The 14,574-nt window shown below is 69.0% G+C and carries 11 protein-coding genes; 9 read left to right on the top strand and 2 right to left on the bottom strand.

Going from position 1 to position 14,574, the window contains the following annotated elements; all coding sequences use genetic code 11:
- The first annotated feature begins 177 nt into the window (after positions 1-177).
- From AB0B61_RS04565 to AB0B61_RS04540, 6 genes are read left to right on the top strand one after another with little or no spacing between them, the layout of a single operon-like run.
- Entirely contained in the window at positions 178-1,344 is a 1,167-nt protein-coding gene (locus AB0B61_RS04565; protein WP_358427927.1) for a hypothetical protein, read from the top strand.
- A gap of 24 nt (positions 1,345-1,368) precedes the next feature.
- Complete coding sequence (locus AB0B61_RS04560) at positions 1,369-2,619, top strand: extracellular solute-binding protein (protein ID WP_358427924.1); 1,251 nt, start codon at positions 1,369-1,371, stop codon at positions 2,617-2,619.
- 36 nt (positions 2,620-2,655) lie between these two features.
- Positions 2,656-3,717 (top strand): sugar ABC transporter permease, encoded by a 1,062-nt coding sequence (locus AB0B61_RS04555; RefSeq protein WP_358427921.1) that lies wholly within the window; start codon positions 2,656-2,658, stop codon positions 3,715-3,717.
- Positions 3,707-4,555 carry a carbohydrate ABC transporter permease gene (locus AB0B61_RS04550; RefSeq protein ID WP_358429305.1) on the top strand — a complete coding sequence of 283 codons (849 nt, stop codon included), beginning with the start codon at positions 3,707-3,709 and terminating at the stop codon, positions 4,553-4,555. The genes AB0B61_RS04555 and AB0B61_RS04550 overlap by 11 nt, the downstream gene beginning before the upstream one ends.
- Complete coding sequence (locus tag AB0B61_RS04545) at positions 4,552-6,333, top strand: alpha-galactosidase (protein WP_358427918.1); 1,782 nt, start codon at positions 4,552-4,554, stop codon at positions 6,331-6,333. The genes AB0B61_RS04550 and AB0B61_RS04545 overlap by 4 nt, the downstream gene beginning before the upstream one ends.
- Positions 6,334-6,338: 5 nt before the next feature.
- On the top strand, positions 6,339-8,048 hold the full coding sequence (locus AB0B61_RS04540) for a right-handed parallel beta-helix repeat-containing protein (RefSeq protein ID WP_358427915.1): 1,710 nt from the start codon (positions 6,339-6,341) through the stop codon (positions 8,046-8,048).
- 21 nt (positions 8,049-8,069) lie between these two features.
- On the opposite strand, the gene AB0B61_RS04535 is transcribed toward AB0B61_RS04540, so the two are convergent.
- Together AB0B61_RS04535 and AB0B61_RS04530 are read right to left on the bottom strand one after the other, a co-directional pair.
- On the bottom strand, positions 8,070-9,401 hold the full coding sequence (locus AB0B61_RS04535; protein WP_358427912.1) for a family 43 glycosylhydrolase: 1,332 nt from the start codon (positions 9,399-9,401) through the stop codon (positions 8,070-8,072).
- A gap of 549 nt (positions 9,402-9,950) precedes the next feature.
- Complete coding sequence (locus tag AB0B61_RS04530) at positions 9,951-10,988, bottom strand: LacI family DNA-binding transcriptional regulator (protein WP_358427909.1); 1,038 nt, start codon at positions 10,986-10,988, stop codon at positions 9,951-9,953.
- A 272-nt stretch (positions 10,989-11,260) separates the two neighbouring features.
- Here AB0B61_RS04530 and AB0B61_RS04525 point away from each other — a divergent pair, with 272 nt between their 5' ends.
- The 3 genes from AB0B61_RS04525 to AB0B61_RS04515 are packed head-to-tail and all read left to right on the top strand — an operon-like array spanning position 11,261 to position 14,563.
- The gene (locus tag AB0B61_RS04525) at positions 11,261-12,769 is read left to right on the top strand and encodes an extracellular solute-binding protein (RefSeq protein ID WP_358427906.1); all 1,509 of its coding nucleotides are present in this window, start codon (positions 11,261-11,263) and stop codon (positions 12,767-12,769) included.
- 22 nt (positions 12,770-12,791) lie between these two features.
- Positions 12,792-13,727 carry a sugar ABC transporter permease gene (locus AB0B61_RS04520; RefSeq protein WP_358427903.1) on the top strand — a complete coding sequence of 312 codons (936 nt, stop codon included), beginning with the start codon at positions 12,792-12,794 and terminating at the stop codon, positions 13,725-13,727.
- A complete protein-coding gene (locus AB0B61_RS04515; RefSeq protein WP_358427900.1) occupies positions 13,724-14,563 on the top strand; it encodes a carbohydrate ABC transporter permease in 840 nt (279 codons plus the stop codon). Before AB0B61_RS04520 ends, AB0B61_RS04515 begins: the two co-directional genes overlap by 4 nt.
- The last annotated feature ends 11 nt before the right edge of the window (positions 14,564-14,574 follow it).

Raw genomic sequence — 14,574 nt, 5'->3', positions numbered from 1 at the left:
GCGCAGGTCGCACGGTCCGGTCAAAACCACCCACCATGGCATCTTCGAGTTGATTCGAGCATGCACGATCTTGTCGAATCTTTCATTTGGGCGTCACATCGTTCGCGTGAGTGGGTTCAGACCGGACGGGACCCGAGATATCTCCCGAGTTACTGGGCCGGTTTGACGGACCGGCCGATGTTCTATTCGCGAGACCTCGCCCACCAAATGCTCGGCGCGCATCTGCTGGGACTGGACGCGGAGAACCTTTCGATGCTCCGGCATTTCGCCGGATCGTCGAACGGCGCCCGCGGCTGGTATCCGTTGTGGGCGTTCGACTTCGACGGCACGCCGGCCGCCATCGACTACCACTCGGATGACGACTTCGTACGAGAGATCCCGGCGCCATTCGAACTCGTCGAGAAGGCGGTCGAGCAATATCGCTGGACGGCGGACGACCGATTCCTGCTCGCTCCGGAGATCGCGGCGTTCGTGCGCAACACGATGACGTCGTTCGTCGACGCCCATGATCCCCTCGGGACGGGTGTCGCGGGCGAAGGCGGCAGCGGGGACATCTTCCGCGGAACGGCGACCTACAACGAGGGGGAGCGGCCCCCGCACCTCCTGGTGGCCGCCGACGGGATCGCCAGCCAATGGGCGGCGCACCTGGCGCTCGGCTCCATCACCTTCGACGAGGAGTTCGCCGCGTGGAATCGTGCGCGGGCCGAGCAACTGGACGAGCACTTCTCGACGTCATGGTGGTTGCCCGGCGACCAGCACTACACCGCGGGCTTCACCGCCGACGGACCGGTCGGCGGGTTCCGGCTGGAGAGCACCTGGTTCCCCGCGCTCAAGGGGATCATGCGCGACGACCAGCGCTCGAGCGCGCATCTCGACTTCCTCCGATCTGGCCTCGCGGCGACGCCGCCGTTCAATATCGAGGCTTTCACCTACCTTCCGGAGGCCTTCTTCCGGTACGGGTGGGACGACGAGGCGCTGCGGTGGATGCGCTACCTCGCGGGCTCCAGGGCGGACTATCCCGAGGTCCCCTTCACGCACGTCGCCCACATCGTGGTCGGCCTGACCGGGCTGGAGCCGGGCGCCCAGGGGGGCGTCGTCCACACCCGCTCGCATCTTCCGGCCGGGGAGTGGATCGAGGTGGACGAAGTTCCCGTCGGTGCCTCCGTCGTCGGGCTGCGGCACGAGGCCAGGGAGGCCACCGAGTTCCAGGTGACCGGCGGACCAGGCGTGACCTGGACCTCCACCTGGGATGACGGGCACGTCACCACGGTTGACGTGCCGAACGGTTCACGCGTACGCGCAAGTGCCGACGGCAGCGTCGTCGTGCTTCGCGGGCAGCGATAGATCACTGACAAAAGGAGACCCCCCTTGCACCGAAAGGCACTCGCCGCCGTCACCGCCGCCTCGTTCCTCGCGCTCGCCGCGTGTAGCAGTGAGAGCGGTGATGGAGCAGCCTCGGCCGGGACCACCACGATCAGCTACGCCTTCTGGGGGACCACCGACGAGGCCGCCACCATGAAGGCGATGATCGCGGCGTTCGAGAAGGCCAACCCGACGATCAAGGTCGAGCCCAACTGGATCCAGAGCGACTACGAGCAGAAGCTCCAGACGTCGATCGCCGGCGGCGGCGCCCCGACCGTGGCGGAGATCTCCGACACCTCGCTGCCGAGCTTCGCCAACGCTTTCCAGAAGGTCGAGGTCGACAAGAGCGTCTACTACTCGCCGGCCGTCCAGCGGGCGGGGACGTTCGGCGGGGCCGACTACGCGGTGCCCTTCGTCGCGAAGAGCAAGGTCATGGCCATCAGCAAGGACGCCTTCGACAAGGCCGGCGTCGCCGTCCCGTCCGGCGCGACGCCGATGACGACCGCGGACTTCGTGGCCGCGGCCAAGAAACTGACGTCGGGATCGGGCCCGAAGAAGGTCTACGGCTCCGCGCCCCTTTGGTACGACGGCTGGCTGATCGCGGAGGGCGGCTCGTACTACAGCGCGGACGGCAAGCAGTGCACGATGGGCAACCCCGATGGGATCCGCGCCGCCCAGACCGTGGTGGACGCCGTGAAGACCGGCGGCTTCGCGCCCAACCAGGCCGACGCCCAGGGGCAGGACATGTTCCAGTGGCTCGCCGACGGCAAGGTCGCGATGCTGCCCGACTTCGGCCCGTGGAACATCGCCAAGATCGCCGCGTTGGACACCTCGAAGTTCCTCATCGTGCCGTTGCCCGGCAAGGGCGAGCCCATGGAGGTCGACAGCCTGGGCATCGCGAAGGACGCGAACGAGGCGGAGACCGCCGCGGCGAAGACCTTCACGAAGTTCATGAGCTCGACCCCCGACGCGCAGAACCTGCTGGCGACGACGAAGTCCGCGCTCGGCATCCCCGTCATCCAGGGATCGCTCGACGCCTTCAAGTCCATCGCCCCGAAGGTGAACCTGCAGGCCTTCATCGACGCCGTCAAGAACGCGGTGACCACGCCCGCCGTCAAGGACAAGGTGCGGATCGAGAGCGCCTTCTCAGGTGACCTGAACTCGCGCACCGCGATCGGCTCCGGCACCGAGGATCCGGCCGTCGTGCTGCCGCAGCTTCAGGCCGAGTGCCAGAAGCTGCTGGACGCGGCGCAGTGACGATCACCGAGCGGATCGCGTAGAGGGGATCGCGGCATGTCAGGCATCGTGGACGGGCTTTCGGGATTCCTCGAACGGCTGCACGTCGACGAGGGGCTCCGGCCCATCCTCTCCCTGGTCATCATCTTGGCCATCGTGTTCGGCCTCATCGGCGCCGGTCTGTGGGGCGCCCTCCGGGCGCGCTGGATCTCGCGGAACACCGCCGCGTTCTGGCTCTTCGTCTCTCCGTGGATCGTCGGCTTCGTGATCTTCACGGGTGGGCCGATGGTGTACTCCCTGGTCCTGTCGTTCATGGACTGGGACCTGATCGATCCGGCGAAGTTCACCGGGCTCGCCAACTACAAGGAAGCGCTCTCGGACCCCAAGCTCGGTCAGGCGATCAAGGTCACCCTGACGTACGCCGTGGTGAGCGTTCCCCTGCAGACGCTGCTCTCCCTGGGTGTCGCGCTCCTGATGAACGTCCGGGTCCGCGGGGTCAACGTGTTCCGGACCATCTGGTACCTGCCCTCGCTCGTGACGGGAGTGGCCCAGGCGGTGCTGTTCATCTGGGTCTTCCATCCCAGTTACGGCCTGGTCAACGGGCTGCTGCGCCTGTTCGGCGTCGATGGACCCAAGTGGCTCTTCGACGCCGGCTGGGCCCTGCCCGCGGTGATTCTCATGAGCCTCTGGACGGTCGGCGGGAACATGATCATCTATCTCGCGGGCCTGCAGGACGTACCGAAGAACCTCTATGAGGCGGCCGAGATCGACGGCGCCGGGCGCTGGCACTCGCTGTGGCACATCACGCTTCCCCAGGTGAGCCCCGTCATCTTTTTCAACGTGGTCACGGGTCTCATCGGCGCGATGCAGACCTTCACCCAGGGCTACGTGGTCACGCACAACGGGGGCGGCCCGTCCGACTCGCTGCTTTTCTACGTCCTGTACCTGTACCAGAACGCGTTCTCCTTCTTCCAGATGGGATACGCGTCCGCCCTGGCCTGGATCCTGTTCGCCATGATCATGGTGCTCACGGCGCTGGTGTTCCGGGGGAGCGCCTTCTGGGTCTACTACGAATCGCAACGGCCGAAGGAGCGGAGGCGGCGTGTCCATGTCAGCTAGCGCGGAGGGGGCGCGACCTCGGCCGCTGGGGCCCAGGGTCTTCGCGGTCACCCTGCTCGTGGTCGGGTCCGTCGTCTTCGTCTACCCCTTCCTCTGGATGATCGCGACCGCGCTGCGGACGCAGGCGGGCGTGTCGCAGGGCGGGGTGTCGCTCTGGCCCATCCAGTGGCAGTGGTCCAACTTCTCCGACGGTCTCGGGTCGTTTCCCTTCTGGACCTACCTGCGCAACTCGGTGCTGAGCACGCTCGTCCCGGTCGTCGCGGTGGTCTTCTCGTCCTCGCTCATCGGGTTCGCGTTCGCGCGGATCCGGGTCCGGGGCTCCGGGGTGCTGTTCGCCATCGTGCTGTCGACGATGTTGCTGCCCGGGGAGGTGACGATCGTCCCGCAGTTCATTCTTTTCAAGAATCTCGACATGATCGACACGCTGTGGCCGATCATCGTGCCGACCTTTTTCGGCTCCTCGTTCTTCATCTTCCTGTACCGGCAGTTCTATCTGCGATTGCCGGACGCGTTGACGGATGCCGCCCTCATCGACGGCGCCGGCTGGTTCCGCATCTGGTTCTCGATTTATCTGCCGCTCTCCCGGCCCATCGTCATCGCGACCGCGGTGCTGCAGTTCATGTCCTACTGGAACAACTTCTTCCAGGCCGCGATCTACCTTTCGACAGAGCGGTGGAAGACGCTGCCGCTCGCCCTGGCGGGTTTCCAGTCCGTGCACGGCACGAACACGCCACTGCTGATGGCCACCACCCTGGTGGTGACCCTTCCATGCGTTCTTCTCTTCTTCTTCGCGCAGCGTCACATCATCGGCGGAATATCATTCACGGGGATCAAATGACGGAAATCGAACTGCCTGCCACGGGTGCCGCCTGGCTACCGGGGTGGACCCACTCGGAGCCTGAGGAGCCTGTCCCGCTGGGCGCCGATCACTCCGGCGCGGGGCTCCTGGTGCGCGCGACCCGGCCCGGTGACGTGCGCGAACTGCGGGGCGGCGTCTTCGAGGTCGTGTTCGGCACGCTGGGCGAGCCGCTCAGTCTTACCGTGACGATCCCCGCGACCGATGCGGGCGCGTGGTGGCGCCCGGGCAGCACCGAGCCGCACGCGACGATCCCGCCATCGTGGGGGGCGGCGGTCGACGCGACCGCCCTGCGGGGCATTCCGCTCGGGGCCCTGCTCGGCTCGCGCGACCTCACCCGTCTGGTCTACGCGGTCGACAGCGGCAGCAGCGAGACCCAGGTGCTGGCCGGCCTGGTGGAGGAGACCGCCGACTTCGTGATCAAGATCGCCGTCGGCGGCTCTGGTACGACGGGCGACGTGCGGCTTCTCCTGGACGTGTCCGGCGGCACCTTCGCGGAAGCCGTACCTGAGGCGGGGCGCTGGCTCCAGGGGGAGCAAGGTCATCGCGAGGCGCCGGGGGCCGAGGACCCGGTGCTGTGCACCTGGTATTTCGCGCACCAGCACGTCTCGGCCGCCACCGTGCTCGCGCAGGCCGATCGCGCGGCCGCGATGGGGTTCGGCACGGTGATCGTCGATGACGGCTGGCAGACGAACTCGCACGGCCGGGGATACGGATCGTGCGGCGACTGGGAGGTCACGCAGGACAAGTTCCCCGACGCGGCCGGCCTGGTCGCGGCGTTGCGCGCCCGAGGGCTGCGTACCGTGTGGTGGATCGGCACACCCTTCCTGGGCTATCGGGCGAAGGCCCGCGACCTGGGGCTTTCCACGCTGCGCGACAAACTCGAACTGGAGGCGGAGGTCCTCGACCCGCGAGACCCCTTCACCCGCGCCTACCTGGTCGGGCGGATGGAGGAGATCATCGCGCGGACGGGGGCCGACGGCCTGAAGCTCGACTTCCTGGAGGAGTTCCATGACCAGGGGGCGCCGGGGTCCGTGGCCGCGGCCGTCGACACCGTATCCGAGATCGTCGACAGGCTACGAGGGCTCGGAGTCGAGCCGTTGATCGAGTTCCGGGAGCCGTACGTTCATCCAGTGCCCAGCCGGCACGCCTCGATGATCCGCGTCGGCGACTGCCCGCTGAACGCGGTCCAGAACCGCGTCGGCATCCTCGACCTGCGCCTGAGCCGGCCGGGCATGCCGATCCACAGCGACCCGATCATGTGGGCCGAGGGCGACGGCCCGGAGCGGGTCGCCCATCATCTGATCAACGCACTGCTGGGCGTGCCGCAGATCTCCGTGGACCTGACGCGGCTTCCCGGGGGCCAGTCCGAGGCGCTCACGTTCTGGCTCAGTGTCTGGCGCGAGCACCGCGACCTGCTGCTGCACGGCCGGCTGGTGCCCGAGCGCCCCGAACTGATGTACCCGGTCGCCCGCGTTCACGACGGCGGCCGGCACTTCGTCGCGAGGTACGCGCCGCACGCCATCGCGATTCCGGCCGGCGACTGGACGGAACTGCTGGTGGCGAATGCCGACGACAGCTCCCCGATCCTGCTGAACGAGGGGGACGAGGTCAGCGCCGGCCTGGAGATCTGGGACGCCAGGGGGCGGCGGGTCGTCGAGGGGGACATCGTTCTGGCCGCCGGGCCCCACGCGCTGGCCATTCCTTCCGGCGGGCTCGCCCGGTTGCGCCGAGCCCGTTCATCGATGCCCTCGACATGAGCCCGGTGACGTTGGACGTCACCGACTTCGGGGCGGCTCCCGGCAGCCGCTCCGATGCCGCGCCCGCGGTCGCGGCGGCCCTCCAGGCCGCCGGCGCCGTGGCGGGGCCGGTGGTCCTCCGATTCCCGCCGGGCGACTATCACTTCTGGCCGGACGGCGCTCAACGTCGTGAGCTCTACGTCTCCAACACCGTGGGGGACGATCCGCGGTACCGCGAGAAGACGATCGCCGTGCTCGTCGAGGCGATGGACGACCTCGTCGTCTCGGGGGAGGGCGCCCGCATCCTCCTTCATGGGCTCCAGACCACCTTCGCCATCATCGACTCGCGGCGGGTGCGCGTCGAGGGACTGGAGTTCGACTTCGCGGTGCCGACGGTCGTCGACGCCACGGTCGTGGACGTGGGCGTCGAGGCGGGGCGGGCGTACCGGGTGATCCGGGTGCCCGAGGTCACGCTGTTCTCCGTCGAAGGACGCTCGATCCGCTGGCACGGTGAGGCCCTCGGCTCGGGCGCCGTCGCCTGGGAGGGCCGTGACGCGCTCGAGTACACGCAGATCCATGATCCGTCCGGCCACACCACGCGGCGCGGGCCGAACCCGCTCTTCGACGACGTCCGGTCGATCACGGCGGTGGGGGACCGCGAGATCCGGATCGACTACGACCGCGGCGAGGAACCGGCCGACCTCGGTCTCGTCTATGAGATGCGCCTGACGACACGTGATCATCCCGGCGCGCTCGTGCTCGACAGCTCCGGCGTGCGGTTGTCCGGGCTGCGTTTCCGGTTCCTGCACGGCTTCGGCGTCGTGGCTCAGGCGAGCCGTGACATCACGATCGAGGGCTGCGAGTTCCGAAGCCCGCCGGGCAGCGGGCGGCACACGGCGGGTTTCGCCGACTTCGTCCAGTTCTCCGGCTGCTCGGGAGTCGCGGCCGTTCGCGACTGCCTCTTTGACGGGCCGCACGACGACCCGATCAATGTGCACGGCACCTACCTCCGCGTCGCCGAGCAGCCCGATCGCCGCACGCTGGTGCTCGAGTACGCGCATCCGGAGACGGCCGGACTCCCGCAGTTCTCGCTCGGCGACCTGATCGAGATCGTCGAGCGGGAGACGCTCCAGCCGATCGCGACCGCGACGGTGCAGCGCGTACGGCAGCCGAGCGGGCGGGACCGCGCCCACCCGCTCAGGGTCGTCGTCCTGACCGCCGGCGCCGAGCTTCCCGGCGACCTCACCGGGCGGGCCGCGGTGGAGAACGTGACCCGGACGCCGGCCGTGCACATCGCCCGCAACCTCTTCCGGAACGTGCCCACGCGCGCCGTCCTCGTGACCACGCGGCGTCCGGTGGTCATCGAGGACAACCGGTTCGAACGCCCGGGAATGGCCGCGGTCTACGTCTCAGGAGACGCCGCCGAATGGTGGGAGTCCGGTCCGGTACGCGATCTGGTCGTCCGCGGGAACGAGTTCGTCGAACCGGGTGGACCGGCGGTCTTCGTCGATCCGCGGACCGACTCCGCGTACCCGGTTCACCGCGGCGTCGTCGTCGAAGGAAATCTCTTCGTGCTCCGTGACGTCCCGGCGCTCGACGCCAAGAGCACCCGGGGCATTCGCTTCAGGGGCAACAGCATCGTGCGCTCCGGGCCGCGGGCATGGGACGTCATCCTCCGGTCGTGCACGGACGCGGAGATCGATGAGCCGACGGTGACGGTCACCGAGCTCGGATGAGCGGCACCGGCGGCCGGAGGGTCAGTCGTTGATCGCGCGCCCGTGGTTCCGGCGCTGGACGTACAGGCGGTCGCCCTTCGGCCCCGTCCATTCCACCCGCACGATCCCGGGCACCGCCGTGTCGCCGACGCGTGACGGGTCGGCCCAGTAGCCGAATCTGGGGTTGCGGAAGAACGTCGCCCACAGCTGGCCGCTCCGGTCCACGAACAAGTTGTTGTGGCCGGCGCCGACACCCAGGGTCCACCGCTTCGAGTACGGTCCCTCGAACGTGTCCGAGACGGCGACGACCGCGTCGTAGTGGTACTGCTCGCGACCGGCGCCGGGCGGGTCGTAGGCGTAGCGGGTGCTGCCGTCGGCATTGGCCGAGGATCGGTTCCAGGCGGCCTGGAGCAGGAAGTACTTGCCGCCGTGCTTGAAGACGTACGCGCCTTCGAGATACGGCTCGGGCGCGTAGGGCGTCTGCTGGAACTGCGGGAGGTTGGTGGTCGGGACGATGTCCTCCATGTCGTCCCGGAACTTCGCGTACAGGTTGTTGTGCAGCACCAGCCAGGCGTCATCGCCCTCGGTGTAGAGGCCGCCGTCGATGTGGTGGTAGGCGCCGGGCAGGATGAAGCCGGGCCCGCCGATGAAGGAGTCGCCGAAGGGTTTGTCGTGGTTGCCCTGAACGAGCCGGTACGGGCCTTCGGGCCCGCCCTCGCTCACGAGCATGAACGAGCCGACCTTCTTCGAGTGGTCGCCCATGCAGGCGACGATGTACCACTTGCCGCGGAAGTAGTGCACCTCCGGCGCCCAGACATCGCCGCGCTTGCCGAACTGGTCGTCGTTCCAGTATTCCTGCCACGGAGCGACCACCATGCGTCCGGGCCGGTTCTCCTCGACGAACTCCGGCGACCAGACCTTGCCCTTCTCGGCGCCGGGACGGATGCCGGTGGTGTCGACCAGCGTCCACGGCCCGCGCAGGGACGGGGACACCCACATGAAGACGCCGTCGTTCCACGGGGCGGCGCCCGCGAGCCCGGGCACCCGGGTGGTGCCGGTGGCGACGTAGACGGGACGACCCTGCACGACGAAGCAGTTGACGTACGTGTCCCGCATCCAGACCCGGCCCAGCTCCTTGTCACGGGGGCGGAGTTCCAGCGGGAGGATGAAGGAGTTGTCCTCGCGCGGCCACAGGTCGAGCCGGGTGTCGGCGAGGCCGTAGGGCGCAAGCTCGGGCCAGTTCGACGGGTATCGCTTCATGGAGGTGGTCGCCCGCGCGGCGGTCGCGGGCAGTGCCGCCGCACCCAGCAGGCCTGCGGCTCCCACCAGCAGGGACCGTCGGTTGACGGTCGATCCGTCGTTGAAATCAGTCACTAGTCACGTCCTCCACGTCCGCGCGCGGTCCGTTCGGTGCGCAGCCTGCGGGTGAGTGTCCCCAGCCGCTTATTTATCGTCAATAACCCGGAAGAATTAGTCGGTGATCGCGCAGGTGGGTCAGGGCTGCCGCAGCGCGCGGAAGCTGTCGAGCCAGTAGCCGCGTCCCGCGAGGTCGCCGCGGGGCCGCACGGTCTTGGCCGCGTACACACCCACCGCGCGTGGGCCTCGCGCAGTTCCCGGAAGTCGAGGGTGTCGAGATTCTCGTTGAAGTTGGCGCCCAGAGCGCCGTACGCGCGGGCGCACGGCTTGTCGTGGGCCACGGATTCGGCTCCTTCCGCGACGGCGGCCTGGGTGAGGGTCGAGAGAGCGAGAACCGCTGTCATGGCGAGGGTCGAGAGTCGGCGCAGCATGGGACCTGCTCTCTCGGAGGGAGGCCGATGCGTCGTTCGACTGGCCGCATTCATGTTTGCGCTAACCCGGCTGGCCTGTCAACGGACGGGGGCGATGAGGTCTGCGGTGAGGTCTGCGGGGAGGTCGGCGTCGAGGTCAGCGGCGCGGCGGCGCCGTGGAGGCCCGCACCACCAGCTCCGGCAGCACGAACCGGCTGGCGGAGGCGGACGCCTCGGCCCCCTGCGGGGCCTCGATCCGCGCGATGAGCTGCTCGAGGCAGCGGCGGCCGACCGCGGCGAGGTCCTGGCGCACGGTCGTCAGCGGCGGGGACAGGAACGGCGTGAAGTCGAGGTCGTCGAAGCCGACGACGCTCAGGTCCTCCGGCACCCTGCGGCCCAGCTCGGCTGCCGCCCGCAGGACGCCCACGGCCATCTGGTCGTTGGCGGCGAAGACGGCGGTCACGTCGTCGGCGGCCAGCAGGCGGCGGGCGGCGTCGTACCCCGACTGCGGGGACCAGTCGCCGACGACGGGCGGCGGGACGGCGCGGCCCGACCGCTTCAGCAGCCGCTGCCACGCGGCCCGGCGCCGCTGCGCCGGGATCGAGTCGGTCGGCCCGGCCACGTGGTGGACGGTGGCGTGGCCGAGCCCGAGCAGGTGATCCACGGCCGCGCGGGTGCCGGCGGCCTCGTCCATGCCGAACGTGGGGTGCCGGTGCGCCGCCCTGCTGTCGGCGATCACCACCGGCACCTCCTCGGGCAGCTGCAGGTGCGGGGTGTCGAGCACCCGGGCCTCGATCACGATCACGCCGTCCACCGCGCGGTCGGTGAGGCCGCGGACGGCGGCGCGGATGTCCTTCTCGGTCGGGCCGTCGACCATCGCGACGCTGACGGAGTAGCCGCGGGTCTGGGCGCCGGTCACGACGGCCTCGAGGATGCGGACGTTGAGCACGGCGCTGAGGTTGAACATGACCACGCCGATCGTGCGGAAGCGGCCGGTGGCCAGCGCCCGCGCGGCGATGTTGGTGCGGTAGCCGAGCTGTCTCATGGCCGTCTCGACCTTGAGCCGCGTGGCGGCGGTCACCCGGTCGTTGCCGTTCACGACCCGCGACACGGTCTGGCCTGAGACACCGGCGAGCTGGGCGACGTCCGCCATCGACGGGCCGCCGGACGATCCCGTTCCTGGTAGTCGAGCCACGCGGGGCGCTCTCCCTTCCTCGTAGCAGCGGCGTACAGCGTACATCGACGTCCTCTGTCGCCGCTCATGGAGCCGTCATGCGTGTTTCCGCAAACATGTCGCAGCGGAGGTTAGGCCTCTGAACTGGTCTTTTAACAAGCTAACCGTCATGACCTTGACGTTGATAGAGGTCAGCCATAGGTTTGCGCAAACATGGATCCGCTTCGCGGGGAGTCCTGAACCTTCAGGGCTGGGCGGGATCGTGACCGAGCCGACGACCAAGAGGAGTCGCCATGGGGTCGCATCGCCGAATCCCTGAAATCCCGCCCGGCCTGGCAGGCGTCAGCCGCCGCCAGTTCCTCGGCGGCGCGGGCGCCGCCGTCCTGGCCACGGCGCTGACCGCGTGCACCGGCGGCGGGCAGATGAGCCGCCGGAGCCAGCCCGCGGGTGACGCGCTGCAGTGGTGGGACCAGTTCAGGCCGCTGACCAAGATGTTGGAGAGCGACCTCTTCACCCCCTACGAGCAGGGTCACCCGGGCGTCACGATCGAACGGCGCCAGATGGACGCGCCCGACCTGGGCCAGGCGCTGCAGGTGGCCCGGCGCAGCAACCAGATGCCGGACGTGCACTCGCTGGCGGGGCTGGGCTCCGTCTCCCCTGCCGCCCTGGTCAGCGGGGGCTGGTTCCAGCCGGTCGGCAAGCTGGCCGACTTCGCCGGCAGCTCGATCGCCGGCCAGCTCTACGACGGCATCCACCGCTTCAACGGTGAGATCTACTCCTTCGCCCCGTTCTCCGGCCGCAATCACGAGGCGGTGCCGTGGTTCAACTCGGCGCTGCTCAAGGAGGCCAAGGTGGACCCCGAGGACGAGCCGGCCACCTGGGACGACCTGCGCGCCATCGCCCGCCGCGTGACCAAGGGGAACGCCGCGGGCGCGTACGGAATGGTGATCCCGCTCAAGGACCCCGCGTACCTGGCGACGCTGGTGCACCGGCTCGCCATGACCGCGGGCGCCCCCGGCGCCATCGACTGGGCGACGGGCGCGTACGTCCACGACTCCCAGCCGTACATCGACGCCGTCGAATTCCTCCTCGCGCTGCAGAAGGACAAGGTCGTCCACCCGGCGTCCGCGTCGATGGGCCCCCGAGACGCCCGCGCCCGCTGGGCCGCCGGGCAGGCGGCCATCTACCCGTGGGGCGCGTGGTTCGTCGGCGGCCTGCGCGTGGATGAGCCCGAGGCGGTCGAGCGCGGGGTCGGCGTGTGGCACATCCCGTGCCCCGAGACCACCAGGAACCTCGTCTACAGCCCGCCGATGCCCGGCACGTTCTGGGTGTCGAGCCAGTCGAAGAAGGCCAAGTCCGCGGCCGAGGTGCTGCTGCGGATGACCACCAAGGAGTTCCAGCTCAAGCTGGCCGCCGCCATGGACCAGCCGCCCGCGCTGGCCGAGGTGGTGAAGGAGGCGGAGGTGCACCCCGCCTACCGGAAGTGCGTGGCCAACTTCCAGGACGACGTGCGCATCGCACCGGTGCCCGAGGTCGGCACGCCGGGCGTGTGGCAGGTGCTGGCCGAGATGCGCGACATCCATCCCGACCTCGGCGACATCGTCCAGTCGGTGCTGACCGGCTCCAACTCCGACGTGGGCGGCCAGCTCCGGCGCTACAAGGACCAGCTCAGCGCCGAGCGCGAGCGCGCCATCAAGGCGGTCAAGGAGAAGAAGGGGGTCGAGGTCGGCCTCGACGCCTGGGTCTTCGCCAACTGGGACCGCGAGAAGGACTACGAGCAGCAGGACTACGCCGGCCGCTGAGGGGCGGCCGGACAGGAGCACCATGACGACAACCCACTCCGCGCGCCCCCGGCCCGGACGGCTGAGGCGCCTGCGCAAGGACTGGTGGATCTACCTCTTCCTGCTGCCGACCCTCGTCGGGTACGGCGCGTACACCATCTACCCCCTGCTGGCGTCGTGGTGGTTCGGCTTCCTCGACTGGCCGGGCTTCGCCGACACCGGGACGTTCATCGGCGTCGAGAACTTCACCCGGCTGATCGAGGACGAGCTGTTCTGGAACGCGTTCTGGAACTCGATCGTCTTCCTCGTGATCGCCGTGCCGCTGCGGGTCGGGCTGGCGCTCGCGCTGGCGATCGTGCTCAACCGGAGGAAGACGCCGTTCAAGGGCTTCTTCCGCACGCTGTTCTTCCTGCCGGTCGTCACCACCGGCGCGATCGTCGGCATCGTGTTCACTCTGCTGCTGGACGCCAGTGGCCCGGTGAGCGTGTCGCTGGTCTGGGCGGGCCTGATCGACTCACCGGCGAACTTCGCCGCCGACGCCGGCACCTCGCTCTACGCCGGGATCGCCGTCTGGGTGTGGAAGTGGCTGGGCATCACCCTCATCTACTGGCTGGCCGCGCTGCAGACGATCCCGCCGGCCGTCCACGAGGCCGCGATGATCGACGGCGCCGGCCCCTGGTCGGAGTTCCGGCGCGTCACGCTGCCGCTGCTGGTGCCGTTCCTGGTGATCATCACGTTGATCGACACCGTGGCGGCGCTCAACGTCTTCGACCTGATGCAGACCCTCACCGGCGGGGGCCCGTCCTTCTCTTCCGAGGTGATCGAGATCTTCATCTTCCGCACGGCCTTCCAGGCCACCGTCCCCCAGCTCGGGTACGCCTCGGCGGCGGCGGTGCTGTTCGGCCTGCTCACCATGGCCCTGGCGATCGCCCAGGCGCTGGGCATGCGCTGGGCCAGGAACCGGATGGGCTCGGCATGACCGCGCGGTCCCGGCTGAGCGCCGGGCAGGTGGTGACCGCCGTCCTGCTGCTCGTGCTCGGCGCCCTGTGGATCTACCCGTTCGTCTGGCTGGTCTCGGCGTCGCTCAAGACCTCGCCCGAGATCTTCGGCTCGGGGCTCGGCCTGCTGCCCGAGGAGCCGGTCTGGGAGAACTACGCCCGCGCCTGGAGCGAGGTCGGCTTCGCCAGGTACTTCGTCAACACCCTCGTCATCACCATCGGAACGGTCGTGCTCGTCGTCGTGCGCAGCGCCCTGGCGGGCTACGTGCTGGGCCGCTACGACTTCGCCGGCAAGAAGGTGGTCATCGGCCTGTTCCTGGTCACGTTCTTCCTGCCCGAGGGGTACACGATCATCCCGATCACCCAGCTCACCGACCAGCTGGGGCTGCTCAACACCCACGCCGGGGTGATACTCGGCCTGGGCGCGGGCGGGCAGATCGCCTCGACCCTCCTGTACGCCGGCTTCTTCAGGAAGCTGCCGAACGAACTGGAGGAGTGCGCCCGCCTGGACGGCGCGGGCCACTTCACCGTCTTCTTCCGCGTGATGCTCCCGCTGGCCTGGCCGATCACCGCCACGGTGGTCATCCTCACGTACCTGTTCGCCTGGAACGTCTACCTGCTACCGCTGGTGTTCACCCTCAGCGACCCCGACCTGCGGACGCTGGCCGTGGGCATGACGGTCTTCATGGGCGAGCGGGAAACGGACTGGTCGGGGATGGCCGCGGCCGCCGTGATCTCGCTGATCCCGGTGATCGCCGTGTTCGTCGTCCTGCAGCGGAAGTTCGTCGACAGCATCGCGGGAGCGGTGAAGCAGTGATCGGAATGGAG

The sequence above is a fragment of the Nonomuraea sp. NPDC049158 genome, assembly GCF_040648335.1.
Lineage (GTDB): Bacteria > Actinomycetota > Actinomycetes > Streptosporangiales > Streptosporangiaceae > Nonomuraea.
The sequence above is the reverse complement of the archived record's forward strand: the minus strand, read 5'-3'. Positions and strand labels throughout refer to the sequence as shown.

Excerpts from the sequence above, each read along its gene's own strand:
- AB0B61_RS04555 (WP_358427921.1), top strand. The coding sequence starts at position 2,656 with ATGTCAGGCATCGTGGACGGGCTTTCGGGATTCCTCGAACGGCTGCAC.
- AB0B61_RS04520 (WP_358427903.1), top strand. The coding sequence starts at position 12,792 with ATGACGACAACCCACTCCGCGCGCCCCCGGCCCGGACGGCTGAGGCGC.
- AB0B61_RS04545 (WP_358427918.1), top strand. The coding sequence starts at position 4,552 with ATGACGGAAATCGAACTGCCTGCCACGGGTGCCGCCTGGCTACCGGGG.
- AB0B61_RS04565 (WP_358427927.1), top strand. The coding sequence starts at position 178 with ATGTTCTATTCGCGAGACCTCGCCCACCAAATGCTCGGCGCGCATCTG.
- AB0B61_RS04515 (WP_358427900.1), top strand. The coding sequence starts at position 13,724 with ATGACCGCGCGGTCCCGGCTGAGCGCCGGGCAGGTGGTGACCGCCGTC.
- AB0B61_RS04550 (WP_358429305.1), top strand. The coding sequence starts at position 3,707 with ATGTCAGCTAGCGCGGAGGGGGCGCGACCTCGGCCGCTGGGGCCCAGG.
- AB0B61_RS04525 (WP_358427906.1), top strand. The coding sequence starts at position 11,261 with ATGGGGTCGCATCGCCGAATCCCTGAAATCCCGCCCGGCCTGGCAGGC.